Raw genomic sequence first — 24,256 nt, 5'->3', positions numbered from 1 at the left:
GGGCTTGGAGGAAGCGCCCCGGACAGGCCGGCGGCGGGGATTTCGTGAAGGGGACATTGCGTGGGCTCGGTTCCGCTTTACTCTGAACCGATGCGCGCTGGGCAACCGGCCGAGAGGAAGTTTACGGAGGCGCGCGTGGTTTCCCACCAGCCCTCCCTTACATCTCCAGGGATTTCCCTTCACTCGCCGCCGTCCTTCGAGGATTCTCCGGCCGCGAGAGAGTCAACGAATGATCGAATGGACGCTGAAGAAGCTCATCGGGACCAAGAATGAGCGCGAGCTCAAGAAGGCCCGCGAGAAGGTCATCCGCATCAACGAGCTGGAAAGCCGGATGCGGGCCCTCAAGGACGAGGACTTTCCCGCCGAGACGGCTCGGCTGAAGCAGGAGATCCAGAACGGACGGTCGCTCGACAGCATGCTGTTCGAGGCCTTCGCGCTCATCCGCGAGGGTTCGCGCCGCGTCATCGGCCAGCGCCACTACGACGTGCAGCTCATCGGCGGCATGTTCCTCCACGAGGGGTGCATCGCGGAGATGCGCACCGGTGAAGGCAAGACGCTGACGGCCACGCTGCCCAGCTACCTCAACGCCCTGTCCGGGCGCGGGGTGCACGTGGTGACGGTGAACGACTACCTCGCCCGCCGCGACGCGGAGTGGATGGGGCGGGTCTACAAGTTCATGGGCATGACGACCGGCTGCGTGCTCCACGAGCTGTCCGACAAGCAGCGCCAGGAGGCGTACCGCTCGGACATCACGTACGGGCAGAACAACGAGTTCGGCTTCGACTACCTGCGCGACAACATGAAGTTCCGCTTGCAGGACTACGTCCAGCGCGAGCTGAACTACGCCATCGTCGACGAGGTGGACTCCATCCTCATCGACGAGGCCCGCACGCCGCTCATCATCTCCGGTCCCACCGAGGACAGCACGGACAAGTACTACCGGGTGGACCAGGTCATCCCCGGCCTCGTCCCGGACCAGGACTTCACCCTGGATGAGAAGCACCGCTCCGTGTCGCTGACGGACGACGGCATCGACAAGCTCCAGAAGCGCCTGGGCGTCTCCAACCTGTACGATCCGGGTGAGATTGAAACGCTCCACCACGTCGAGCAGGCCCTGCGCGCGCACACGCTCTACAAGCGCGACAAGGACTACGTGGTGAAGGACGGCGAGGTCGTCATCGTCGACGAGTTCACCGGCCGCCAGATGCCGGGCCGCCGCTGGTCCGACGGCCTCCATCAGGCGATTGAAGCCAAGGAGGGCGTGAAGATCGAGAACGAGAACCAGACGCTGGCGACCGTCTCGTTCCAGAACTACTTCCGCATGTACTCCAAGCTGTCCGGCATGACGGGCACCGCGGACACGGAGGCGGAGGAGTTCGCGAAGATCTACAGCCTGGACGTGCGCGTCATCCCCACCAACCGCGCCAACATCCGCAAGGACCAGCAGGACGTGGTCTACAAGACGGAGCGCGAGAAGTTCGAGGCGGTGGCCGCGCAGATTGAAGAGCTGCACAAGGTGGGGCAGCCGGTGCTGGTGGGCACGGTCTCCATCGCGAAGAGCGAGGTGGTGTCCAACTTCCTGAAGAAGCGGGGCGTCCCCCACAACGTGCTCAACGCCAAGCAGCACCAGCGCGAGGCGGACATCGTCGCGCAGGCGGGCCGCAAGGGCGCGGTCACCATCTCCACCAACATGGCCGGCCGCGGCACGGACATCCTCCTGGGCGGCAACGCGGAGGTGCTGGCGAAGGCGGCCGTGGGCCCCCCGCCGGAGGCCCCTCCGCCCGTGGCCCCGCAGGCCCCCGTCGAGGGCGCGGTCGCCCAGCCGGACCCGCAGGCCGCGTATCAGCAGGCCCTGGCCGAGTGGGAGCAGAAGCTCGCCGACACCCAGGCGAAGCTGGAGGCGGAGACCAAGAAGGAGCGCGAGGAGGTGATGGCGGCCGGCGGCCTGTTCATCATCGGCACCGAGCGCCACGAGTCGCGCCGCGTGGACAACCAGCTGCGTGGCCGCGCCGGTCGTCAGGGTGACCCGGGTGGCAGCCGGTTCTTCCTCTCCCTCGAGGATGACCTGATGCGCATCTTCGGCTCCGAGCGCATCCAGGGGCTGATGGAGCGGCTGGGCATGGAGGAGGGCGAGGTCATCGAGCACATCTGGCTCACCCGCGCCATCGAGGGGGCCCAGAAGCGCGTCGAGGGACACAACTTCGACATCCGCAAGAACCTGCTCGAGTACGACGACGTGATGAACCAGCAGCGGCGCACCATCTACAAGCTGCGTCGTCAGGTGCTGGCCGCGGGCGCGGGCCTGCCGCTCGTGGAGTTCACCGAGGACCCCAAGACGCGGGTGAAGAGCCGCTCCGAGCGGATGGTGAGCTGGGCGGACTTCAAGGAGATGGTGCTGGACGCGGTGGAGGACGTCATCGTCTCCACGGTGGACACGTACGCGCCGACGAAGAGCTCGGACGGGTGGGACCTGGACTCCCTCACCAGGACGGTGAAGGAGACGTTCGACCTGGACATGAACTTCGACAACGTCGGCAACCGCGACGAGCTCCAGGACCACATCTACCGGGCGGCGGAGAAGGTCTTCCGCCAGCGCGACGAGGAGTTCGGCGAGAACTTCCTGCGCTTCCTCCAGTACAACTACCTGGCGACCATCGACCGGCTCTGGAAGGAGCACCTGCTGGGCATGGACCACCTGCGCCAGGGCATCGGCCTGCGTGGCTACGGCCAGAAGGACCCGAAGCAGGAGTACAAGCGCGAGGGCTACCAGGGCTTCATCCAGACCCTGGCCTCCATCAAGGCGCAGTTCGTCTCCCAGCTCATGCGCGTGCAGCCGCGCTCGGCCACCAGCGCCGAGGAAGAGGCCGTCCGCATCCAGCGGCAGCTGGCCCAGCAGCAGCGCAAGGCGGTGGAGGGGCGCGGCACGGCGGAGGGCAAGCTGGACGAGGCCTCCGTCGCCCAGGCGGCCCGTCCTCCGGCGGCCCAGCAGGGCCCCCGCGTGGGCCGCAATGATCCCTGCCCCTGCGGCAGCGGCCGCAAGTACAAGAAGTGCCACGGCGCGGCGGAGGCCAACGTCTAGGCCGCCTGTCGCTCCCACGGTGTCCCACGCGCCGGCGCGGCGCCGCCCCGAGGTCCGGGCGGTGGTCCGCGCCGGTGGTGTTTCGGGGACACGCAGGGCGCCTGGAGGGCAGGGGAGGGGGCCTTCCGCCTGCTTCCCGGCACGGACGGTGAGGCGAAGCTTGCGCCGCCCGGAAGGGTTCTGTTAAGGACGCCCCGCCTCGTAGTCTGGGGTGGGGTATCTACCCCGAGTCGTACCCACTTCACACACGCCCGTGCCGGTCGCCGGTGCAACCGTGGGTGAGCCCCTCCGGAAGGAGCGGCCCCCTCCCGGATGTCACGGCCGGAGCTTCGCATCGGGTGTGGCGGATGAACCGGAGAAACAACATGTCGATCGACACGCAGGAAACGCAGAACCAGCAGCAGGCCATGGCCGCCGCCGGCGGCATCACGATGCGGCAACTCCTGGAGGCCGGCGTCCACTTCGGCCACCAGACCAAGCGCTGGAACCCGAAGATGAAGCCGTACATCTTCGGTGCCCGCAACGGCATCTACATCATCGACCTCCAGAAGACCGTCACCATGGCCCGCTCGGCCTTCCGCTTCGTGGCGGACGTGACGGCCCGCGGTGGCTCGGTGCTCTTCGTCGGCACCAAGAAGCAGGCGCAGGACGTCATCCGCGAGGAGGCCTCGCGCGCCGGCCAGTTCTTCGTCACCAGCCGCTGGCTGGGTGGCACGCTGACCAACTTCAAGACCATCAAGCAGGGCATCGACCGGCTCAAGACGCTGGAGAAGATGGCCGAGGACGGCACCTTCGAGCGCCTGCCCAAGAAGGAAGTCGCCACGCTGGAGCGCGAGCGCGAGAAGCTCGAGAAGAACCTGGGCGGCGTGAAGGAGATGTCCAAGCTGCCCCGCTGCGTCTTCATCATCGACCCGAAGAAGGAGCACATCGCCATCCACGAGGCGACCCGCCTGGGCATCCCCGTGATTGGCCTGGTCGACACGAACTGCGATCCGGACGGCATCGACTTCGTGATTCCCGGCAACGACGACGCCATCCGCTCCATCAAGCTCTTCACGTCGAAGATCGCCGAGGCCTGCATCGAGGGCGCGGCCCGCTACCGTGCCTCGGGCGCGGCGGAGCGCGACGAGCAGGAGGAGCGCGAGGGCCGTGACGACCGCCGTGAGCGTGATGACCGCCGTGGCCCGCGCCGCAATGACCGCGGCGGCGACCGCCGTGGTGGCGACCGTGACCGTGGCGGCGAGCGCCGTGGCCCCCTCGTCGAGATGAAGGGTGCGCCGGCCGTCGCCGAGCAGCCCGCGACCGAGGGCGGCGAGGCCGCGGGCGAGACGGCGGCGGAGTAATCCCCCCGTTTCACTCCAGTGTCTTCGTGGCGGCCGGGTGGCGGAGCAGAACGCCTGTCACCCGGCCGTCCGTGTTTCCCGTCGTACGCCGTACCCCTTGAACATCAATGCTCCGCCCGGCGCATGGCGCCCACGTGGTGGTGGAGGCAGGAGAAGAACATGGCCGAAGTGACCGCCCAGATGGTGAAGGACCTCCGCGAGCGGACCGGCGCGGGCCTGATGGACTGCAAGAAGGCGCTGGCCGAGTCCGGCGGCGACTTCACGAAGGCCGAGGAGTGGCTGCGCAAGAAGGGCATCTCCCGCGCCGCCGGCAAGGAAGGCCGCGTCGCCGCCGAAGGTCTGGTGGGCACCTACGTGCACGGCGGTCGCATCGGCGTGCTGGTGGAGGTCAACTGTGAGACTGACTTCGTCGCGCGCAACCCGGACTTCCAGGACCTGGTGAAGGAGGTGGCCATGCAGATCGCCGCCGCCAACCCCAAGTTCGTCCGCCGCGAGGAAGTGCCCGCCGAGAACCTCGAGAAGGAGCGCGAGATCGAGCGCGAGCTGCTCAAGCAGCAGGGCAAGCCCGAGGCGATGCTCGAGAAGATCCTCGTGGGGAAGATGGAGAAGTACTACACGCAGGTCTGCCTCGTGGACCAGCTGTGGGTGAAGGACGACAAGAAGAAGGTCGGCGACATGATCACCGAGCGCGCCGCGAAGATTGGCGAGAAGGTCTCCGTGCGCCGCTTCGTCCGCTTCGAGGTGGGTGAGGGCATCGAGAAGAAGAAGGACGACCTCGCCGCCGAAGTGGCCAAGACGCTGGGCCAGGGCTGAGCCCCGGAGGACCTCGCTCCGAGGTCCTCCTTGTTGGCCCCGAGGGCCGCGACCCCTCCGACTCCCTGCTGGGGAGCCGGGGGACGCGGCCCTCCTCTTTTTCGGGCCCCGGGAGGGCTTCCCAGGGCCCCTGGGGCGTTGGCCGTGGACGGTGTGGCCGCCTTGGCCGACTCGGGCGTTGATATGCCGCAATCCGGGGGATAGAAGCGGACGCGCATGTCCTCCGACACGACCCAACCGCTCCGATACAAGCGCATTCTCCTCAAGCTCTCGGGCGAGGCCCTGATGGGAGAGGGGAAGTACGGCATCCACCCACCCACACTCGGCGCCATCGCCGATGAGGTCATCGAGCTGGCGCAAGCGGGCGTGGAGGTGGCCCTGGTGATTGGCGGAGGCAACATCTTCCGCGGCGTCGCCGGGGCGACGGAGGGCATGGACCGGGCCAGCGCGGACTACATGGGCATGCTGGCCACGTGCATCAACTCCATGGCCATGCAGGACGCGCTGGAGAAGAAGGGCCTGCACACGCGCGTGCTGTCCGCCATCAAGATGGAGCAGATCGCCGAGCCCTACATCCGCCGGCGCGCGGTGCGCCACCTGGAGAAGGGCCGCGTGGTGATTTTCGCCGCGGGCACAGGCAACCCGTACTTCACCACGGACACGGCCGCGTCGCTGCGCGCCATGGAAATCAACGCCCAGGTCATCCTCAAGGCGACCAAGGTGGACGGCATCTACAGCGCGGACCCGAAGAAGGACCCCACCGCGCGCCGCTACCGCTCGCTGACGTACATGGATGTGTTGAAGCAGAACCTCAATGTGATGGACTCCACGGCCATCTCGCTGTGCATGGACAACAAGCTGCCCATCATCGTCTTCGACCTCACCGTGCCGGGGAACATCCGCCGCGCGGTGCTGGGCGGCGGTGAGATTGGTACCGTCGTGGGCGGCAGTGAGACGGTCTGGGCCTGACGTCACGCACTCATCCCGATTCCGAGTTCAAGGAGAACACGCATATGAGCGACGACCTCGTCAAAGAGCTGAAGGAGCGCATCAACAAGACGCTCGAGGACCTCAAGCGCGAGCTGACCAAGGTTCGCACCGGGCGCGCCAACATCGCCATCCTCGACAACGTCCGCGTGGACTACTACGGCACGCCCACGCCCCTGTCCGGCGTGGCCAGCGTCAACGCCCCGGAGCCCCGGCTCATCACCATCAAGCCGTGGGAGAAGAGCGTCCTGAAGGACATCGAGAAGGCCCTGCGCGAGGCCAACCTCGGCATCAACCCCATGAACGACGGGGAGATGATCCGCCTGCCCTTCCCGCCGCTCACCGAGGAGCGCCGCAAGGAGATCGCCAAGCAGGTGAAGACCAAGGGTGAGGACCACAAGGTCGCCATCCGCAACATCCGCCGCGACACGAACGAAGTCCTCAAGACGCAGCTGAAGGACAAGAAGATCACCGAGGACGACCAGAAGCGAATCACGGAGAAGGTCCAGAAGGAGACCGACGACGGCGTCAAGCAGGTCGACTCCATCGTCCAGGCGAAGGAGAAGGAGGTCATGTCGGTCTGATGGCCTTCGTGCTCCTGGCCGAGCCCGCCGCTCCGGTGGCGGGTGTGTTGCGCCGGTACCTCGAGGGCGCCGGCCACGAGGTGGCGTGGGTGGCGAGCGTCGACGAGGCGCTGCGCGCCGCCCGGGAGCGTCCGCCCTCCGTGCTCCTGGCCTCCGGCACGGGAGCGCTGGACGGCGAGGCGCTGTGCCGGGGCGTGCGCGCCCAGGGCCTCACGGCGCCCGTGCTGCTCATGTACCCGCCGGACGAGGAGCACGCCGACGAGCGCGCCCTGCAGTCGGGCGCGGACGGCAGCCTGGTGGGCCCCCTCAAGCGCGCCACGGTGCTGACGTGCGTGTCGCTGCTGGTGCAGCGCGAGGAGGCCCGGCGCGCGCCCCAGGCCGCCCCAGCGCCCGTGACTCCGGCGCCAGTGGAGCTTCCAGCGCCGCGGGCCCCCGTGGGGGCGACGTCCGCGGACTTCGAGTTCCTCAAGCGGCTGATGTTCATGGAGGTGAAGCGCAGCCGCCGCTACCGCTACCCCATCGCCCTGCTGATGGTGGAGCTGGACCGCTTCCAGGAGCGGGCCTCGTCGCTGGCGCCGGCCGCGCGCAAGGGCGCCCTGGCGGAGACGCTGGGCCTGCTGGTGGCGGGGGTGCGCGACATCGACGTGGCGGTGCCCTTCGCGGACAGCCGCTTCGTCGTCTTCCTGCCCCACACGCCCCGCTCGGGAGCCCGGGTGGTGGCCGAGCGCCTGCGCGAGAAGCTCAAGGGCGTCACCTCGCTGCCCGCGGGCACGGCCTCGGTGGGCGTCTCCGTGTCGGAGCCTCCGGCGGGCAAGGGCGCGGGGCCGGGCGCTCCCGTCCAGCAGATCAGCTTCGGCGGGATGCTGAAGGACGCGGGAGACGCGCTGCGACGCGCGCAGGCGGCCGGAGGCGACTGGGTGGAGGTGGCCAGCGACGCCAGCCGGAATCAGGACGGGTAGACGAAGTCCACGTCGCTGATGTGGTGCACCACGTCGGCGACGAACCGGAACAGCTCCAGGCCCCGGCCCTTGTCATCCAGCCAGGTGCCGGTGGCCTCGTCGTGGCTGAAGTGGATGCCCTGGCCCCGTCCCGCCACCCAGATCTGCTTCACGGCCCGCTGGGTGTTGACGATGCACTTCTCCCGGGAGCGAGCCGTGAGGGTGAGCATGTCACCCGTGCTCTCGGCTTCCAGGATGTCCGGGTCGATGGCGTCCGCCGCGGCGAGCATCCGCTTGAACACGGCGGCGACGAGCTGGTTGTAGCGTGCTTCGTCCATCATGGCCGACCGGGGGCCTTCACTGGATGACGTCGAGGACCGGGTGGCCGGGGGCCGCGTAGAACAGGAGCTTGTACTGCGCGTTCTCACCCTCGGCACGCTCCAGGGCGATGACGGTGCCCGGGTTGACGGGCTTGGGGAACGACTGCATCCCGAGCAGGTGCGCGGCCAGCGCGCCCATGGTCGGCTGGTGGCCGACGAGGACCAGGTTCTCGCCCTCGTGCTCCTTGATGAGCGAGTCCACCGTGCCCACGGGCATGTCCGGCAGCAGGCTCTTGTGCACCTGCAGCAGCCCCTCGTACTTCATCGCCATGGAGAGGATCTGCGCCGTCTGCACCGTGCGAACCAGCGAGCTGGTCAGGATGAGGCTGATGGGCCCCATGCGCTCGGACAACGATGCGAAGTGTGCCGCCGTGTTCGCTCGCGCCTTCGCCGTGAGCCAGCGTGCTTCATCGCCGAGACCCTCGGGGATCTCCGCGTCCGCATCGCCGTGCCTAACCAGGAAAATCCTCAAAGTCCCTCCACCGGAGCAACCGGACCGCGGTTCGTACACGACCGCCGCCGGGTTGGTCAAAGGTAATGCGGCGATTGTTCAGTGGCCTGAACAACCTTCAACGTGACAGACAGGAGGGGGCCGCCCTCCTCCGCACGCGTCCGCGCAGCATACACGCGGGGGCTGACGAGCCGTCTCTTCAGGCAAGGAGTCCGGATGCGCAAGGCGCTGTGGGTCCTGGCGGGGGCGCTGGCCCTCTCGGGATGTAAGAAGGATGGGGCCGCGGGTAGTGAGGCACCCGGGGTGGAGGATGCGGGCGCCGCCGGGCTGGACGCCCTGGAGGCGGCCGAGGCCGGCGCGGCCTATGTCGTGACGCCCGAGAAGCTGACGGCCTACGTGGCCTACCAGCGGCGGATGCTGGACGTGTACGGCTCGCAGGTGAAGGGGCTGCAGGGGCTGGGGGTGCTGGTGGATGCGGGCACGCCGGAGGCGATGGCGGAGGTGCGCGCGGGTCTCAAGGTGGTGGAGGCCAAGGCCAAGGCGGAGGCGGAGGCCCGGGCGTCCGCGGGGCTGAGCGTGGCGGACATCAATGGGCTGGCCCAGGTGGTGACGGCCGTCATCGGTCAGCGGCAGCTGGGGCGCACGCTCCAGTATGAGGACGAGCTGCGCAAGCTGGAGGAGCTCCAGCAGAAGCTGCCGCCGGAGCAGCGCGAGGAGCTGGCCGCGCAGGTGGCCTCCATGCGCCGCCAGGTGGAGTCCTTCCAGAAGCTCACCGACGTGCGCCGCGAGTACGGCGACGCCAACGTGGACGTGGTGCTCACGCGCGAGGACGAGCTGATGAAGAACTACCAGGAGATGCTGCGCGTCTTCACCGGCACACGACGGTGAAGACGCGCGAGGCCCCTCACACGCGCTTGAGGTGCGGGGCCTTCTTGAGCAGCTGCGCCAGGTACAGGTCGGCGACCTTCTCCATCACCGTGTTGCCGCGCAGCCGCTGGTTCAGGTTGACGAAGTCCACCTGGTCCAGGCGCTGGTCCTGGTTGTAGCAGGAGAAGACCCACGTCTCCTTGCCGGTGCGCGGGTCCACGTGCCGCTGGAGGCACTGGGCGCAGATCTCCTTCATCATGCACTGCATCGGCGAGTTGATGGAGCCGATGGCCTCGTGTTCCGGCTTCAGATACGGCTGGAGCACGCCGTGGCGGGCCTCGGCGACCGCGCGCATCATCCGGTCCGAGCCGATGGCGATGATGCGGTCCACCTCCGAGAGCGGGATGAGCGAGGGCGCGGCGAGCTTGCCCTCGGCGTAGGCCAGCATGGCCTGCACCACGTTGCCTCGGAAGGCCGAGTCCTGCGGGCGCCGGGGCTCGATTGTCTCCCCGGTGTCCACGGACCACACGATCTGGTCCGTGCCCGCCTCGATTTCGTCCTGCTTGAAGGAGTCCGACTTGAGCCGGTAGCCGGCGAAGTAGACGACGCGGCAGCCCGCGGCCTTGAGCGAGCGGGCGATGGAGAAGAGCACCGCGTTGCCCAGGCCGCCGCCCACGAGCACCACCGTCTCGTTGTGGCCAATCTCCGTGGGCGCGCCCGTGGGGCCCATCAGCACCACGCTCTCGCCCGGGGTGAGCGCGGAGCACAGGCGCGAGGACGAGCCCATCTCCAGCACGATGGTGCCCATCAGCCCCTTCTCCTTGTCCACCCACGCGCCGGTGAGGGCCAGGCCCTCCATGGTGAGGCGCATGCCGTCCACCACGGGCGCGTTCCGCTCGAAGTTCTGGAGCCGGTAGAACTGGCCGGGCTGGAAGTGGCTGGCCGCGTAGGGCGCCTTCACCACCACCTCCACGATGGTCGGGGTGAGGCGCTTGACGGCGACGATGGTGGCGTTGAACGCGGCGTCCAGCTTCGCGAAGTGCGCGGCGCGCTGCTCGTCACGGCGGGCCTGGGCCACCTCGTCGTCGAAGTCGAGCGCGGCCACCTCCTTCGCGTACAGGCGGGCCACCTCACCGTAGCCGTCCTTCGCGCTGGCCATGGCCTTCACCACGTTGCCCGCGTAGGTGGGGTGGTTGTCGCCGTAGAAGGAGATGAAGTGGCCGTCCTTCGCGTATGACGTGAAGAAGCCCACCTTGGCGTCCAGGTCCTCGCTGGCCTCCACGCGCTCGAGCGTGAAGCCGTCCGCCGTCTCCACCAGGGCGTGGCCCTGGAAGTAGTCGCCGCCCTCGTCGAGCTGGAAGGTGCCCGGGTACTCGCGCTCGTAGGTGACGTTGGGCGAGGTGCCGGCGGCCACGCACACCGTGCGCGCGGGCAGCTCGAAGAACTGGCCGCTGCCCTTGAGCTTGCCGTCGACGGTCACCATGCGCTCGAAGCGCAGCGCGCGCACCGCGCCCGTCGTGTCCGCAATGGCCTCCACGGGGCTCATCCGCTCGATGAAGCGGATGCCTTCCTCCAGCGCCTTCGTCACCTCCTCGTGGTTGAGGCGGTAGGCGGGGGACTCGGTGAGGCTGCGGCGGTAGGCCAGGCTGACGCCGCCCCAGGCGCGCACCAGCTTGATGAAGTCGGGCGTGCCGCCCTCGGCCTTCGCGCGCTCACGCTCGGCGCGCACCGCGCGGCCGTGCTCCAGGAAGGTCTGGTAGGTGGCGCGCTCCTCGGCGTCCAGTCGCGCGAAGACGGCCTCCTCGCCCAGCTCCGCGGCGAGCTTCTCGTGGCGCGCGAGCGCCTTCTCCACCTGCACCGGGTAGTACGCCATCAGCTCCGTGGCGGTGTCGATGCCGGTGAGGCCGCCGCCGATGACGATGGCGGGCAGCTGCACCTGGAGGTTGGCCAGCGAGTCCTTCTTGAAGGCGCCGGTGAGCTGCAGCGCCATGAGGAAGTCGCTCGCCTTGCGGATGCCCCGGATGAGGTTGTTCTTCATCCCGATGATGGTGGGGCGCCCGGCGCCGGCGGCGATGGCGACGTGGTCGAAGCCCAGCTCCCACGCGTCCTCGATGGTGAGCGTGCCACCGAAGCGCACGCCGCCGTGGATGCGGAAGCCCTCGCGCCGGGCCAGCGTCAGGTGGATGAGCGTGAGGAAGTTCTTGTCCCAGCGCACGGTGATTCCGTACTCGGACACGCCGCCGAAGCCCTCGAGCACGCGCTCATCCAGCTCGCGCGTCAGCGAGCGCCAGTCGCGGATGGGCGTGAGCGCGTGGCCGTTGCGGCCCACCAGCTCGTCGGAGAACGGCTCAATCTTGAGGCCGTCCACGCCCGTGACGCCGAAGCCCTCGTTGAGCAGGTAGTGCGACAGCGTGTAGCCGGCGGGGCCCAGGCCCACGACCATGACGTTGCGGCCCACGTAGGGCAGCGCGTACGGCCGGCGCACGTTGAGCGGGTTCCAGCGCGTGAGCAGGCCGTAGATTTCGAAGCCCCAGGGCAGGTCCAGCACGTCCGTCAGCGCGGCCGTCTCCGCCAGGGGGATGTTCACCGGCTCCTGCTTCTGGAAGATGCAGGCCTTCATGCAGTCGTTGCAGATGCGGTGGCCGGTGCCCGGGCACATCGGGTTGTCCAGCGTCACCATGGCCAGCGCCGCCAGCGAGTTGCCCTCGCGCTTGAGCAGGTGGGCCTCGGAGATGCGCTCGTCCAGGGGACAGCCCGTGAGGGGGATGCCCAGGGGGTTCTTCTTGTAGCTGTGACCCTCGGCGACCTTGTCCTTGGCGGGGAAGCCCGTGGAGCAGGAGTCCTTCTGGCGCTCGTGGCAGAGCACGCAGTAGTCCACCTCGTTCATCACGTCGCGCTGGGTACCCCGGCGGTCGGTGAGCTTGAAGCCGTCGCGGTGGCGCAGGTGGTGCTCCAGGCCCTCGGTGGCCTCGGGCAGCTCGGCGTCCGGACGCTGCAGGTGCACCAGCTGGTCGAACACCAGCGGCTTGGGCACGCGGTGGGTGGGCCACGCGTGGAACTGGTCCTTGGTCTCCGGGTGCAGCGCGCGCGCGTACGTCCAGCGGTCCGCCAGGGACAGCAGGGCGCGCACGGCCTGCAGCTCCGCGGCGTCATCGCCTTGCGTGACCAGGCTGGAGCCGAACGCCTCGCGGCCCTCCGGGGTCGCCACGAGCGCTGCGCGCAGGGCCGTCCAGCGCTCGCGCAGGGCAGGGGCCTTCTCCTGCTGCTCGGCGGGGAGGTTGCCGGAGAACAGGCGCTCGAGCTCCATCAGGCTGAGGACGGACTCGGCGAGCCCGCGCTCGAAGTCGCCGGTGGAGAGCGCCTCCGGGAAGCCCAGCTGGAGCATCCGCCGCATGCGGCCGTCCAGCGAGGGGAACTCGGCCAGCGTCGGGCGGTCCGGGGCGCCCTTCTTGAAGACGCGGCGGGTGATGAACTCGCGCTTGAAGTCGAAGAGGGGCAGCTCCCCCTTGAGGTGGCCCATCAGCCTGTCGAGCTCGGACTCGACGCGGAAGAGCCGGGCGACGAAGCGCGACATGTGGCGGGCCACGCGCACCAGCAGGTCGGACTCGGCGGGGCCGGTGAGGCTCTTGCCCTGGGACTTGCGATAGGCGTCGAACGCCTGGAACAGCTCCGGCTCGTCCTCGGCGAGCCGTGCGTCGAAGCTCTGGGCCAGCCGGCGCAGGCCGCGCGGGCGGTAGAGGTCCTCGAAGGTGAAGCCCGGCAGGCCCAGTTGGAGGGAGGGGCCAGGGTCATTGGGCAGGTCGGTCAGGGCGCGCATATCACTGAAGGTGTAGGAGGAACCCGGAGCAACGGCTCGCGTGCGGGGCCTATTTCGCGGTGAGCCGCCCGGAAAGCAAGCGGCCTCGCGACGCCGCGTGAAACCGGGCGATGGGAGCAAGTGGCTTCCCTGGGGTTGTAACGCGAAGGGCGGACATCAGCCGCCCTCCATCTGCTGGCCTCCGGGACAGGTCGGGGCCGTCGGCAGGATGCGCCAGGGCCCGCGCGGCCCGCACCGGGACGCTCGTGGGTTGGAATGAGGCCAATGGGTTGGCCCGACGAGGGGCGGGTGGCTCGGACGGCCCGCCGGCCGCTCGCCCTTCGGGAGAGGGTGCTCCGTACCCCTCCGACATGTCGCCCTGGGGAGGGCGTATCGCACCCGGGGCCCGGCCATTCCGCTGCGGCTGTCACCGGGTATCAGTGGGGGGCAGGTTCGCGGGGAGTGGTTCGCGCGAGCCCGGAGCGGGGAGGGTGAGGTGGTCCAGTCGGCGGCGGAGCTTGAACAGCCCCCAGAACATGCGGGCCGCGTCGAGCCCGGGGATGACCTTGGAGCCGCCGAAGTCCTCCCAGTCGATGGGGACCTCCAGGCAGCGGGCGCCCTGGCGCTTGAGGAGGGCGAGCAGCTCCACGTCGAGCAGCCAGCGCTCCTCGCGCAGCACGTCGAGGAGCGGGTGCAGCACGCGGGCGCGGATGAGCTTCACGCCACATTGCGTGTCGTAGAAGTGCAGGCCGAAGTTCATGTCCGTCAGCGTGGCGAAGATGCGGCCCTGCAGGTGCCGGCCCAGGTTTCGCACCACGCGGCGGCCGGCCATGAGGATGCGTGAGCCGGCGAGGACATCCACGGCCTGGGCTTCGGGGGCGTCGGACAGGCGGACCAGTCGGAAGAGCTCGTCCGCGCTGATGGCGCCGTCCGCGTCCAGGAACGCGAGCCAGGTGGAGTCAGTGGAGGCATGGCGCCAGCCGAGTCGGATGGCGGAGCCCTTGCCGCCATTGCGAGGCGCGGCGACGTAGGTGAAGCGGTGGTGCGAGCCCGCGGCGGAGAGCCGGGCCTGGGCCTGCTCGACGCTGGCTCGCTGAAGGGTGGCGTGCTCGGGCGCGCTGCCGTCGTCGACGACGAGGAACTCCACCCGCGGCGTCGGCTGCCCGAGGGCGACGTGGGTGAGCGACGCCACGAAGCGAGGCAGGCGCTGCCCCTCGTTGTACGCGGGGATGACGACGCTGATGGACGGAGCTCCCACGCGCCGGTTTGAGCACGGTGGGGCAGGGGCGTCAACGCGAGGGGAGGCGGGCGTGTGGGCCGGTACTTCAGGAGGCCCTCCGGACTCCGTGCTTGGGCGAAGCGGGAATCGCAACGGGGTTGCTGTATCGGTCATTGACTCCGGACGGGCCGTCGCGCGACGCCGATGGAGGCTCCTCGCCCGGTGAGCGAGGTGCGCCAGGTTGGCGCGGATGCTGCTTCGAGTCACCCGAGGCGCGCCGTGGCTCCACCGCACCGCGGGGAGTGGCGGGGCCTGGCGCCGCACTGTGTCCTGGCGGCGCCGCTTGGACCGGAGGGCTCGGCGCGCTCTGGGAGCCGCCAGGAGCGCGGTGACCTCGCATGGGGCGGCGAGGCTTCGCGCTGTCCCAGGAACCCCATGGAGCGCGGTGCTCTATCGGCGTCGCTTGGGGCGACGGGACTTCGCGCCATCCTTGGGGCGAGCCGACTTGTCGGTCGGTGGCGTCTGCTCCTTCGCCGACGTCACGGTCTCCGTCCTGGTGGTGCGAGGCTTGGGCAGTACCTCCGCGGCATCGCGCGGCGTGCTCCGTGCGCCATGCCCGTCCTGCGACGACGTCGCCTCACGGCCCTGTTTCGCTTCGTGACTCCGCGAGGTCGAAGTCCCCTTCTGCTGCATGACCTTGTCCGCGCCCGGCCCCGCGTCGGTGTGCGCCGTTCCGTCGGCGCGCGGAGGCCGTGGAGCAGGCGGCTCGACGCTCGTCGGCGCGTGTGACCCCTGTCTCTCCGTCCTGGACGTGCTCCTCGTCAGCGAGGGGCGTGCCGCCGTTTCCGGAGTACCCGACGTCACTGGGCCTCGCGACTCCTCGACCGGGGGGCTCGCCTGTCGCGCGCGCAGTTGCTCCACCTCGCGGCGCAGTCGGAGGACCTCCGCGGAGAGCTGGGCGTACGAGTCACGCACGTGCCCGTTGAACACGCGCTGCCGTCCCAGGGCCTCGTTGATGAACACCTGGCACGACTTGCGGAACGCCCACTTCGCCACCACGACGAGCTGCCCCACGCCGCCCCGGTGCGTCTGCAGCGGCAGCGCGCGCGTCGCGTCGGCGTTCTCCTCGAGCGCGTGCAGGTTGAACGTCAGCGGCTCCAGCCGGGGCTCCACGCCCTCGGCGGGCACCTCCACCGGCTCGGAGGTGGGCAGCCCGCGCGTTCGCAGGCGCTCCTCGATGCGGGCCAGCAGCTCCCGCGCGGGAATGTCGCGTCCCAGCAGCTTCATCGGTGCTTCTCCTCGAGGATGCGTTGCAGCTCGTCCCGGTAGGTGGCCACCACCTGCGGCCATCCCTGCTTCTTCACGTACGCCAGCCCCTTCGCCCCCAGCGCCTTGCGCGCCTCGCCCACCTCGCGCAGCCCCTGGATGAACGACGCCAGGTCCGTATAGGCGCGCCCCGCGCCGCTGCGCTCCACCTGTCCCACCAGCACGTCCGAGCGCCCGTTCACCAACACCGGCGTGCCTTGCGCGAACGCCTCCAGCGTCAGGAGCGACAGGCTCTCGTAGCGCGACGGCACCACCACCGCCAGCGCTCCGGCCAGCGCGTCGTGCTTGTCCTGCTCGGGGATGCGCCCCAGATAGCGCACGCCATCGCCCTCCAGGGACATGTGCGCGTCCCCCGCGAGCACCAGGTCCGGCGCATCCGCGTACCGGTGCTTCAAGGCCTGATGGAACTCGAGCAGCTCGGGGACACCCTTGCCCGGCTCCTGACGGCCCACGTACAGGAGGTAGTCGCGGTGCACGCCGTGCTTCTGTCGGAAGCGCGCCCCGTCCGCCGAGGGCCGCTCCACGCCCACGCCCACCACGCGTGTCCTCGCGTGGTTCGGGAAGTACTTCTCGATGATGGTCAGCTCCTCCGGCGTCAGGCACAGCAGCGCGCGGGGAAGCTCGAAGACGTCGCGGTACGCATCGAAGCGGATGGGCGCCTCGTCATGCGTGGTGGGCACGAGCAGCGAGCGGTCCGCCACCAGCGGCATGCCCCACACCGTGGGCGCGTACAGGTACGTGAAGAACAGGTAGCCGTCATACGCGTCGCGCGTGGAGGCCAGGTGGTGGAGCAGCCCTGGGGCCAGGGGGCCTTGCTCGGCCACCCACTGCTCCTCGCGCAGCCGCTCGTTGCTCTTGTCGAAGAGCTTGCGCGACAGCCCGTTGAAGCCCCGGATGTTGCGCACGCGCGTGACGGGGAAGCGCAGCACGTCCACGCCGCGCACCCGGTCCGGTCCCGCGGGGAAGTGATTCTCCCAGGACAGGTGGTTCTTCGCGCACGTGGTCAGCACCGTGAGGTCCCAGTGCGGCGTGAGCCGCTCGGCCACCTGCGCGGCCAGCATCTCCGCGCCGCCCGTCACCTCGCCGTACCGCTGCACCACCACCGCCACCCGGGGCCGCTTCGGCGCCGCCCGACGGACTCGCGGCGCCGGCAGGTAGGGCTCCAGCGCTCGGGACAGCGCGCGCTGCACCGAGGGCGCGGAGAAGTGCTCCAGCCGGCGACGCTGGCCCGCGATGACGGGCTCGCGCAGGGAGAGGTCCTCGCTCAGGTCCACCGCCAGCTCCGCGAGGAAGGCGAAGCGCTTCTGGTCGAACGCGATGCCCGCGCCGCCCAGCGTCTCCGGCACCGCGGCGGCGCCGTACGCCAGCACGGGCACGTCCGACGCCATGGCCTCGATGAGCGGAACCCCGAAGCCCTCGTGCTCGCTCATCGACACGAACACGGACGCGGAGCGGTACGCGGCCACCAGCTCCGCGTGGCTCAGCCGCCCCAGGAAGCTCACCCCGCTCAGCCCCTTGGCCTGCTTCTCGAGCGAGCGGAAGTAGCGGCTGCCCGGCTCATAGCCGCCGACCATCAGCAGCCGCGCCTGGGGCCGCAGCCGCAGCACCTCGCGGTGCAGGGCGATGAGGTCCTCGAAGCGCTTGTGTGGCATCACCCGGCTGACACCGAGCAGCACCGGCCCCGGGCCCGCCAGCCTGCTCAGGAGCTTCGCGTCGGCGCGGTCGGGCCGGAAGCGCTCCGGCTCGATGAGCAGCGGCACCGTGTGGACGTTGCGATAGCCCGCGACGCGCAGCTCCGCGGCGTTGTAGTCCGACACGCCGATGGCCACGTCCACGAAGGGCGCCATGGCGGCCAGCTGCGCGCGTCCGGCGAGCAGCGCGTTCTCCAGCGACAGGCCCGTGTAGAAGCGCGCGGGGCTGATGTTGTGGAAGACGAGCCCCTTGCGACAGGGCAGGTGCATCAGGCGACTGCTCAGCGGCGAGGCGATGCCGTGGTGGTACAGCACCAGGTCATCCGGCGCCGGCTTCAGCTCGGAGGCGGGGCTCGCCAGCCCTTCCAGGCCCGCGCCCACCTCGTCGGCGTACAGGCCGCCCCATACGCCCAGTCGGCGCAGGAGGAGCTGGAGGTGCAGCGCGGCCTGCCCGGTGGCGTCGCCGGGCACGAAGCTCGCTATCAACTGGTGGATCGCCATGCGCGCCCTGCCTATCACACGGCCGTGCTATGAGGCGCCCCGTGTCCATCGGCTCCATCGCTTTCGACGCCACGCTCTGGGATGAGCCCACCACCGGCATCGGCCTGTACACCCGCTGTCTCGCTGGCGCGCTCGAGGCCCGAGGCGTCTCGCTGGAGAAGCTGGGCGCGCGCGACTCCGGCGACCATCCGAGGGGCAACGGCGGCCGCACCGCCTGGACGCTCGCCCGGCTGCCCAAGCTGCTCGAGCGCTCGCGGCCCGCGCTCTACCATGCGCTGGGCAACTTCAACCTGCCCCTGACGCGCGTGCCCGGCACCGCCTACGTGCTCACGGTGCTGGACCTGATTCCGCTCATCATGCCGGACACCGTGTCCGCGAAGTTCCGGTGGCAGTTCCGGCTGTGGTTGTCGCGCAGCCTGCTGCTGGCGGACCAGGTGCTGTGCATCAGCGCGCGCACGCGCGATGACCTGCTGGAGCGCTTCCCCGAGGTCGCCTCTCGCGCGGTGGTGGTCCCCATCGGCGTGGACCACGTGAACGCGCCCGTGCTGGATGCGACGAGCGCGGACTACCTGCGCTCGCTCGCGCTGCCCAGGGACTACGTGCTGTACGCGGGCTCGCTCGATGTCCGCAAGAACGTGGACCTGGTGCTGGATGCGATGGAGCGGCTGCGCGCGCGGGGGCGGCCCGCGTCGCTCGTGCTCGCGGGGCAGAGCTGGTTCGGCTCCGGCCGCGTGGAGTCCCGCATCGCACGGCTGCGCGCGGAAGGGCACGACATCCGTCCGCTCGGCTATCAGGCCGAGCCCGTGTTCTACGAGCTGATGCGGCGCGCGGCGCTGTTCGTCTTCCCCTCGCGCTACGAGGGCTTCGGCCTGCCTCCGTTGGAGGCGATGCGGTTGGGCACCCCCGCCATCGTCTCCACGGCGGGCTCGCTGCCGGAGGTCTGCGGTGACGCGGCGCTGGCGGTGCGCCCGGACGACGCGGAGGGGCTCGCCGAGTCCATCCACCGGCTCCTGCGCTCCCCCGAGGAGCGCAGGTCCTTCGCGGAGCGGGGGCGCGCGCGGGCCGCGGAGTTCACCTGGAAACGGACGGCCGAGGGGACGCTGGCGGCCTACGAGGCCGTGCTCCGACGCTGAGTCCCTGGAGCGTGTGTCGGGTCGGCGGGCAATCGGGCTCCGCCGAGGAGTCGTGACGGGAGGATGCGGATGCGGAAGCTCATGTGGAGTGGCCTCGTGTTGAGCGGTCTTCTCATCGGCTGTGCGAGCAAGCCCGCGCGGCAGGAGCCCGCGGAGCCGGCGGTGCCCCAGGACGCGGTGGCCATTCCGGAGTCGGAGACGCCCACGGAGGAGGGCGCCTCCTCGGCGAATCGGACCGACGCCACGCCGCTCGTGGTGAATGCGGACCCGCAACCCCAGGACCCCATCAACATCGAGAACGCGAAGGTCGAAGGCAACGTGCTGACGCTCAACGTCGCGCACGGAGGTGGCTGCGCCGAGCACACGTACGAGCTGGCCTGGGACGGGCAGCTCCAGTCGAAGGCGGGGGCCACGCCGGTGGCGAACCTGGTCCTGATTCACGATGGCCATGGGGACCGCTGCAAGGCGATGAAGTTCGCCGAGCTCCGCTTCGACGTGAGCCCCATCGCCCAGGCGCAGTCCGGCCAGAGCAACACGCGCGGCACGGTGGACCTGTCGCTGCTCGGCGTGTCCGCGCCCGTGCCGTACTCGTTCTGAGCGGGAGCGCCGGCCTGATGCGCGTGGACGCGACATGAAGCTCACCGAGGCCCTGGCGCTGTTGGAGCGCTGCTTCGGCGGCGTGGCGGAAGGCGCGCCCCGGCTCGTCGAGGCCGAGGACGCGCGCTTCGTCGAGCGTCCGAGCGCGGTGTGGCTGGAGTATCGCTGGTACGTGTCCCAGCGCGGCCTCGCCGAGGTGTTCCTCAAGTCGGAGCGGGTGCCCGTCGAGGTCCGCGCCGACGCGGAGGCCACGGTGATTCGGGTGCACCTGCTCGGTGTCGCGGACGGGCTGGCGGAGCGCGCGGCGGGGCTGCTCGTGGGCGGGCGGCCCGCGCCCGAGCGCCTCATGGGCCTGTTCGACGATGACGGCCTGCGCCGCGAGTGTGTCGCCTTCGCGCGCACGAGCGTCACGGTGGAGCACTGGGACACGCCGGGCCCGCGCAAGCTGCTGGACGAGGCCCGCTTCCACACGCTCGCGGAGCGACTGCGGGACGCCGCCTCGACTCCGGAGGAGCGACACGAGTCGGTGCAGCGGCTCGCCGACGAGCGCAGCCCTCGCGTGGTGGAGGAACTGCTCGGACTGCTCTCGCGTCAGCCCTCGTTGATGGCGCTGCGCGTGTTGTCCGAGTGGGGCGAGGCGCGCGCCAGGGCTTCGTTGAGAGCGGCCCTGGACGCGGTGCGCTCCGACAATCCCGCGGACCTGTGGACCCTCACCGCCCTGGACAGGCGGCTGGAGGCCTGGGCCCACGTGGAGCGCTAGCGAGCCACCGCACCCTGCGCGATGAGGTCATCCCTCAGGCGCGTCAGCACCTTGCCCAGCAGGTTCAGCCCACGCCACTTGGACGGGTCCAGGATGCGCGCGTCATCCATGCCCAGCCCCACGCCCCAGATGCGGTCCATGGGACTGGCCTCCACCAGCTCCGTGCCCTGGCTCGCGAGCAGCACCTCCAGCAGCGCGGCGTTCTGCGTGAACTTCGCGCGGTTGCCCTCGTAGATGATGCGCTCGCGCTCCTTCACCCACGTCTCCTCCACGAAGCCGCGCACCTTGCGGCCCAGCGCCTTCTGCGACTTGGGAGACGCGGACGCCATGATGCGCGCGAGCATCTCTTCATCCGCGAAGAGGCGCGCCTTGCCCGCCATCATGTACTGCTCCATGCAGTTGTAGCGGGCCCCCTCCACCAGGAACTCACAGGGATGCCACTGCGAGAACGGGGACTCCTGGGTCCAGAAGAAGGTGAACCTGTCCTGCCGCCGCGTGCCTGCCATGCCGAGCCTCCTGGTTCGTGTCGGTTTTACACCAACGACCAGGGGCCCGGCATCCTGACAGGCGTCTCGGGGGAGGACTCAGGCGCGCTGGGCGCCGGGCACCTTGGGACCGAGCACGTCGCGCAGCGCGTCCGTCACGGTCAGCTTGGGCGCCCAACCCAGCGCGCGCAGCTTGTCGGGCGAGCCGACGAGGCTGGGGATGTCGGAGGGGCGCAGGCGCGCCGGATCCAACTCGATGCGCGCGTCCACTCCGGCGAGCAGGAGCATCTCCTCCAGCAGGCTGCGGATGGTGCGGCCCTCGCCGGAGCAGATGTTGTACGCCTGCCCGGGCTCGCCCTTTTCGAGCAGCAGCCGGTAGGCCTCCACCACGTCGCGCACGTGCGAGAAGTCCCGCACCGCGTCCAGGTTGCCCGTGCGCAGCACCGGGTCCACCGTGCCCAGGCCGATGGCGCGAATCTGCGAGGCGAACGAGGGCACGACGAAGGTCGGGTCCTGCCCCGCGCCCAGGTGGTTGAAGGGCCGGGCCATCATCACCTCCAGCCCGTAGCTGCGGTGGAACTGCACGCCGGCCAGCTCCGCCGCGGACTTGGAGGCCGCGTAGGGGCTCAGCGGCACGGCGGGCGTGCTCTCGGGGGCGCGCGTGCCCTCCGGCACCGGGCCGTACACCTCGCCTGAGCCCACGAGCACCACGCGCGTCTTCGGCGCGTTCTCGCGCAGCGCCGTCAGGAGGTTCACCACCCCCATCGTGTTCACCGCGAACACGCGCGAGGGGTTGTGGTGGCTCTTGGCCACCGAGCTGAAGCCGGCCAGGTGGATGACGCCTTCGGGCCGGGCCTCGGCGACGGCCGCCTTCACGGCGGCCTCGTTGGCCACGTCGAAATGCAGGGCGCTGCTGCTCACACCCTCGCCGCGGGGCCCGTGGGCCTCCACCACCTCATCGCCGCAGGCGCGCAACAGCGCGCACAGATGCCTGCCGACGAACCCATCCGCTCCCGTGACGAGAATGCGCATCTACCGCTGCCCCGCCTTCACGCGCTCCAGGTCCGCGTCCACCATCATCTCCACCAACTGCTTGAAGCGCACCTTGGGCTCCCAGCCCAGCTCCTTCTTGGCCTTGGCCGGGTCACCGATGAGCAGGTCCACCTCGGCCGGGCGCACGAAGGCCGGGTCGGTGAAGACGTACTTCTCCCAGTCCAGGCCCACGCGCGCGAAGGCAATCTCCACCAGCTCCTTCACCGTGTGCGTCTCGTTGGTGGCCACCACGTAGTCGGAGGGCTTGTCCTGCTGGAGCATCAGCCACATGGCCTCCACGTAGTCACCCGCGAAGCCCCAGTCGCGCTTGGCGTCCAGGTTGCCCATGGGCAGCTTCTCCTGGAGGCCGTGCTTGATGCGCGCCACGTTGTACGTGACCTTGCGCGTGACGAACTCCAGGCCCCGGCGCGGCGACTCGTGGTTGAAGAGGATGCCGCTCACCGCGAACAGGCCGAACGACTCGCGGTAGTTCACCGTGATGTGGTGGCCGTACGCCTTGGCCACGCCGTACGGGCTGCGCGGGTAGAAGGGCGTGTCCTCCGTCTGCGGCACCTCCAGCACCTTGCCGAACATCTCGCTGGAGGACGCCTGGTAGAAGCGCACCTGGGGACGCGTGTGGCGGATGGCCTCCAGCATCTTCGTCACGCCCAGCGCGGTGAACTCACCGGTGAGCACCGGCTGGTTCCAACTGGTGGGCACGAACGACTGCGCCGCCAGGTTGTAGACCTCGTCCGGCTTGACCAGGTTCAGCAGCGCCGCGAGCGAGAACTGGTCCAGCAGGTCACCCTGATGGAGCTGGATCTTCCCGTGCAGGTGCTGGATGCGCTCGAACTTCTCCTCGGAGGAGCGGCGCACCATGCCGTGCACCTCGTAGCCCTTCGAAAGGAGAAGCTCCGCCAGATAGCTGCCGTCCTGCCCCGTGATGCCCGTAATGAGTGCGCGCTTGGTCGCCATGGTCTTTTCGCTGTTGGCTGGAAGACGCACTTTGTACTCGACACGGTTGGCCGGAGCCAACCGTTCCCGGAGCCTTCGCACTTGAAAGGCATCCTCCGCGTGCGAAGTTACGGCGGACCCACCTGCCTGGAGCCCGGTCATGCGCCACCCTCTCATCCTCGCCCTGGCGGCGTTCCTCAGTGGAGCGGCCGCCTTCGCCCAGCCCGTGCGGGTGTCCCCTGTCCGTCAGACGACCCCGGACCCCGGGGCCAGCGGGGCGAACCTGCGCGACGTCGCCATCTGGGTGGGCAGCGCGGACGGGGGCGCCGACAGCCTGCTCTTGACGGCGTATGACAATGCCAACTCCGGACTCTTCACCTTCGGGTTGGATGGTCAACAGGTGGAGTCGGACTTCGATGGGCCCACGCTGGGCATCTCCCTGCGTGACGGCTTCCGTCTGGGCAACGACACCCTGTCGCTCGCGGTGACGGCGAACAGCGTCAACGGGTTGTCGGCCTACCGGGTGGATGGGCGGCGGGCGACGAACAAGGTGGAGCGCATCAACGTGGCGCCGCTCGTCAACAACAGCACGCAGTTCAACAGCGTGGCGCTCTATCGCAGCCCCTCCTCCGGTCGGTTCTATGTGTTCGCGGGCAACCCGTCCGGTTCGCTCCTGCAGTTCGAATTGTCCGGTGAGGACGGCGGGATGTCGGCCACGCTGGCGCGCGACGCGCTGGACGTGGGCGGCGCCATCACCGGGCTCGTGGCGGACGAGGAACTGGGCTACGTGTACGTGGTCCAGTCCGGCGTGGCCATCTGGCGCTACAACGCGGAGCCCAACGGGGGGACCAGCCGCACCGAGGTGGCCTCGCTGACGGGCTCGGGTCGCAACCTGTCGGGCTCCGTCAGCCGGCTCGCGCTCTACCGTGGCGCCAACGCGCAGGGCTACCTGCTGGCGGCGGACACGACCTCCAACTCGTTCGGCGTGCTGGACCGCCGCACGTACGCGTTCCTGGGCTCGTTCCAGATGGTGGCGGGGGATGGCGGCATCGGCGCGGTGGAGTCGCCGTTCGCGCTGGCCGTGTCCGCGCAGCCGGTGGGGCCCGAGTTCCTTGACGGTCTGTTCGTCGCGCAGGACTCCGACAACAGCAACCTGCAGAACCTGAAGCTGGTGGGTTGGGACAAGGTGGCGCAGGCCTTCACGCCGCCCTTGCGCATCGACACGCGTCCCTCGCAGGGGGACGGCGGCACGGATGGCGGCTCCGACGCGGGCTCGGACGGCGGTGGAGGTGGGGGAGGTGGGCCCGGACCGGGCATCCC

20 protein-coding genes are annotated in these 24,256 nt (G+C 69.7%); 11 read left to right on the top strand and 9 right to left on the bottom strand.

Annotated features, from left to right (window positions below; translation table 11 throughout):
• Positions 1 to 229: 229 nt before the first annotated feature.
• The 6 genes from secA (at position 230) to FL311_RS23790 (ending at position 7,765) form a co-directional block, all read left to right on the top strand.
• Positions 230 to 3,079 carry a preprotein translocase subunit SecA gene (gene secA, locus FL311_RS23815; RefSeq protein ID WP_141328214.1) on the top strand — a complete coding sequence of 950 codons (2,850 nt, stop codon included), beginning with the start codon at positions 230 to 232 and terminating at the stop codon, positions 3,077 to 3,079.
• 407 nt (positions 3,080 to 3,486) lie between these two features.
• Complete coding sequence (gene rpsB, locus FL311_RS23810; protein WP_194869345.1) at positions 3,487 to 4,422, top strand: 30S ribosomal protein S2; 936 nt, start codon at positions 3,487 to 3,489, stop codon at positions 4,420 to 4,422.
• A 159-nt stretch (positions 4,423 to 4,581) separates the two neighbouring features.
• On the top strand, positions 4,582 to 5,235 hold the full coding sequence (gene tsf / locus FL311_RS23805) for a translation elongation factor Ts (RefSeq protein ID WP_141328210.1): 654 nt from the start codon (positions 4,582 to 4,584) through the stop codon (positions 5,233 to 5,235).
• Between the two features lie 216 nt (positions 5,236 to 5,451).
• On the top strand, positions 5,452 to 6,204 hold the full coding sequence (gene pyrH, locus FL311_RS23800) for a UMP kinase (protein ID WP_141328208.1): 753 nt from the start codon (positions 5,452 to 5,454) through the stop codon (positions 6,202 to 6,204).
• A gap of 44 nt (positions 6,205 to 6,248) precedes the next feature.
• The gene (gene frr / locus FL311_RS23795; RefSeq protein ID WP_141328206.1) at positions 6,249 to 6,806 is read left to right on the top strand and encodes a ribosome recycling factor; all 558 of its coding nucleotides are present in this window, start codon (positions 6,249 to 6,251) and stop codon (positions 6,804 to 6,806) included.
• Positions 6,806 to 7,765, top strand: coding sequence for a diguanylate cyclase (locus tag FL311_RS23790; protein ID WP_141328204.1), 960 nt, complete (start codon positions 6,806 to 6,808; stop codon positions 7,763 to 7,765). The genes frr and FL311_RS23790 overlap by 1 nt, the downstream gene beginning before the upstream one ends.
• Here FL311_RS23790 and cyaY read toward each other — a convergent pair.
• Together cyaY and FL311_RS23780 are read right to left on the bottom strand one after the other, a co-directional pair.
• Entirely contained in the window at positions 7,753 to 8,085 is a 333-nt protein-coding gene (gene cyaY / locus FL311_RS23785; RefSeq protein WP_141328202.1) for an iron donor protein CyaY, read from the bottom strand. The genes FL311_RS23790 and cyaY overlap by 13 nt on opposite strands.
• 16 nt (positions 8,086 to 8,101) lie before the next feature.
• Entirely contained in the window at positions 8,102 to 8,596 is a 495-nt protein-coding gene (locus tag FL311_RS23780) for a histidine phosphatase family protein (protein ID WP_141328200.1), read from the bottom strand.
• A gap of 195 nt (positions 8,597 to 8,791) precedes the next feature.
• On the opposite strand from FL311_RS23780, the gene FL311_RS23775 reads away from it, so the two are divergent.
• Positions 8,792 to 9,463: a hypothetical protein gene (locus tag FL311_RS23775; protein WP_141328198.1), complete on the top strand. Its 672-nt coding sequence runs from the start codon at positions 8,792 to 8,794 to the stop codon at positions 9,461 to 9,463.
• A gap of 16 nt (positions 9,464 to 9,479) precedes the next feature.
• On the opposite strand, the gene FL311_RS23770 is transcribed toward FL311_RS23775, so the two are convergent.
• The 4 genes from FL311_RS23770 to FL311_RS23755 all read right to left on the bottom strand — a co-directional run bounded on the left by FL311_RS23770 (position 9,480) and on the right by FL311_RS23755 (position 17,975).
• The gene (locus tag FL311_RS23770; protein ID WP_141328196.1) at positions 9,480 to 13,259 is read right to left on the bottom strand and encodes an FAD-dependent oxidoreductase; all 3,780 of its coding nucleotides are present in this window, start codon (positions 13,257 to 13,259) and stop codon (positions 9,480 to 9,482) included.
• 406 nt (positions 13,260 to 13,665) lie between these two features.
• Complete coding sequence (locus tag FL311_RS23765) at positions 13,666 to 14,496, bottom strand: glycosyltransferase (RefSeq protein ID WP_141328194.1); 831 nt, start codon at positions 14,494 to 14,496, stop codon at positions 13,666 to 13,668.
• Between the two features lie 411 nt (positions 14,497 to 14,907).
• On the bottom strand, positions 14,908 to 15,744 hold the full coding sequence (locus tag FL311_RS45280) for a hypothetical protein (RefSeq protein WP_228557025.1): 837 nt from the start codon (positions 15,742 to 15,744) through the stop codon (positions 14,908 to 14,910).
• A complete protein-coding gene (locus tag FL311_RS23755; RefSeq protein ID WP_141328192.1) occupies positions 15,741 to 17,975 on the bottom strand; it encodes a glycosyltransferase family 4 protein in 2,235 nt (744 codons plus the stop codon). The genes FL311_RS45280 and FL311_RS23755 overlap by 4 nt, the downstream gene beginning before the upstream one ends.
• 29 nt (positions 17,976 to 18,004) lie before the next feature.
• Here FL311_RS23755 and FL311_RS23750 point away from each other — a divergent pair, with 29 nt between their 5' ends.
• From FL311_RS23750 to FL311_RS23740, 3 genes are all read left to right on the top strand, one after another.
• Positions 18,005 to 19,108 carry a glycosyltransferase family 1 protein gene (locus FL311_RS23750; protein WP_194869344.1) on the top strand — a complete coding sequence of 368 codons (1,104 nt, stop codon included), beginning with the start codon at positions 18,005 to 18,007 and terminating at the stop codon, positions 19,106 to 19,108.
• A gap of 69 nt (positions 19,109 to 19,177) precedes the next feature.
• A complete protein-coding gene (locus FL311_RS23745; protein WP_141328190.1) occupies positions 19,178 to 19,705 on the top strand; it encodes a hypothetical protein in 528 nt (175 codons plus the stop codon).
• A gap of 34 nt (positions 19,706 to 19,739) precedes the next feature.
• Positions 19,740 to 20,465, top strand: coding sequence for a hypothetical protein (locus FL311_RS23740; RefSeq protein ID WP_141328188.1), 726 nt, complete (start codon positions 19,740 to 19,742; stop codon positions 20,463 to 20,465).
• Here the strand turns inward: FL311_RS23740 and FL311_RS23735 are convergent.
• The 3 genes from FL311_RS23735 to gmd form a co-directional block, all read right to left on the bottom strand.
• Positions 20,462 to 20,971, bottom strand: coding sequence for an NADAR family protein (locus FL311_RS23735; RefSeq protein ID WP_141328186.1), 510 nt, complete (start codon positions 20,969 to 20,971; stop codon positions 20,462 to 20,464). The two genes, FL311_RS23740 and FL311_RS23735, sit on opposite strands and share 4 nt — an antisense overlap.
• A 78-nt stretch (positions 20,972 to 21,049) precedes the next feature.
• Complete coding sequence (locus FL311_RS23730) at positions 21,050 to 21,982, bottom strand: GDP-mannose 4,6-dehydratase (protein ID WP_141328184.1); 933 nt, start codon at positions 21,980 to 21,982, stop codon at positions 21,050 to 21,052.
• Positions 21,983 to 22,957: a GDP-mannose 4,6-dehydratase gene (gene gmd, locus FL311_RS23725; protein ID WP_141328182.1), complete on the bottom strand. Its 975-nt coding sequence runs from the start codon at positions 22,955 to 22,957 to the stop codon at positions 21,983 to 21,985.
• A gap of 139 nt (positions 22,958 to 23,096) precedes the next feature.
• Between gmd and FL311_RS23720 the strand changes: the two genes are divergently transcribed.
• On the top strand, positions 23,097 to 24,256 hold a 1,160-nt coding region (locus FL311_RS23720; protein WP_141328180.1), incomplete at its 3' end, for a myxosortase-dependent phytase-like phosphatase.

This window comes from Myxococcus sp. AB025B, assembly GCF_006518215.1.
In the GTDB taxonomy this organism is placed as follows: Bacteria; Myxococcota; Myxococcia; order Myxococcales; family Myxococcaceae; genus Myxococcus; species Myxococcus fulvus.
Note: the sequence above shows the minus strand (reverse complement) of the source record. Positions and strands in the feature narration are given on the sequence as shown.

What these genes read in the sequence shown, in the direction of transcription:
- secA (WP_141328214.1), top strand. Translation starts at nt 230, where the DNA reads ATGATCGAATGGACGCTGAAGAAGCTCATCGGGACCAAGAATGAGCGC.
- rpsB (WP_194869345.1), top strand. Translation starts at nt 3,487, where the DNA reads ATGGCCGCCGCCGGCGGCATCACGATGCGGCAACTCCTGGAGGCCGGC.
- tsf (WP_141328210.1), top strand. Translation starts at nt 4,582, where the DNA reads ATGGCCGAAGTGACCGCCCAGATGGTGAAGGACCTCCGCGAGCGGACC.
- pyrH (WP_141328208.1), top strand. Translation starts at nt 5,452, where the DNA reads ATGTCCTCCGACACGACCCAACCGCTCCGATACAAGCGCATTCTCCTC.
- frr (WP_141328206.1), top strand. Translation starts at nt 6,249, where the DNA reads ATGAGCGACGACCTCGTCAAAGAGCTGAAGGAGCGCATCAACAAGACG.
- FL311_RS23790 (WP_141328204.1), top strand. Translation starts at nt 6,806, where the DNA reads ATGGCCTTCGTGCTCCTGGCCGAGCCCGCCGCTCCGGTGGCGGGTGTG.
- cyaY (WP_141328202.1), bottom strand. Translation starts at nt 8,085, where the DNA reads ATGATGGACGAAGCACGCTACAACCAGCTCGTCGCCGCCGTGTTCAAG.
- FL311_RS23775 (WP_141328198.1), top strand. Translation starts at nt 8,792, where the DNA reads ATGCGCAAGGCGCTGTGGGTCCTGGCGGGGGCGCTGGCCCTCTCGGGA.
- FL311_RS23770 (WP_141328196.1), bottom strand. Translation starts at nt 13,259, where the DNA reads ATGCGCGCCCTGACCGACCTGCCCAATGACCCTGGCCCCTCCCTCCAA.
- FL311_RS45280 (WP_228557025.1), bottom strand. Translation starts at nt 15,744, where the DNA reads ATGAAGCTGCTGGGACGCGACATTCCCGCGCGGGAGCTGCTGGCCCGC.
- FL311_RS23755 (WP_141328192.1), bottom strand. Translation starts at nt 17,975, where the DNA reads ATGGCGATCCACCAGTTGATAGCGAGCTTCGTGCCCGGCGACGCCACC.
- FL311_RS23750 (WP_194869344.1), top strand. Translation starts at nt 18,005, where the DNA reads ATGAGGCGCCCCGTGTCCATCGGCTCCATCGCTTTCGACGCCACGCTC.
- FL311_RS23745 (WP_141328190.1), top strand. Translation starts at nt 19,178, where the DNA reads ATGCGGAAGCTCATGTGGAGTGGCCTCGTGTTGAGCGGTCTTCTCATC.
- FL311_RS23740 (WP_141328188.1), top strand. Translation starts at nt 19,740, where the DNA reads ATGAAGCTCACCGAGGCCCTGGCGCTGTTGGAGCGCTGCTTCGGCGGC.
- FL311_RS23735 (WP_141328186.1), bottom strand. Translation starts at nt 20,971, where the DNA reads ATGGCAGGCACGCGGCGGCAGGACAGGTTCACCTTCTTCTGGACCCAG.
- FL311_RS23730 (WP_141328184.1), bottom strand. Translation starts at nt 21,982, where the DNA reads ATGCGCATTCTCGTCACGGGAGCGGATGGGTTCGTCGGCAGGCATCTG.
- gmd (WP_141328182.1), bottom strand. Translation starts at nt 22,957, where the DNA reads ATGGCGACCAAGCGCGCACTCATTACGGGCATCACGGGGCAGGACGGC.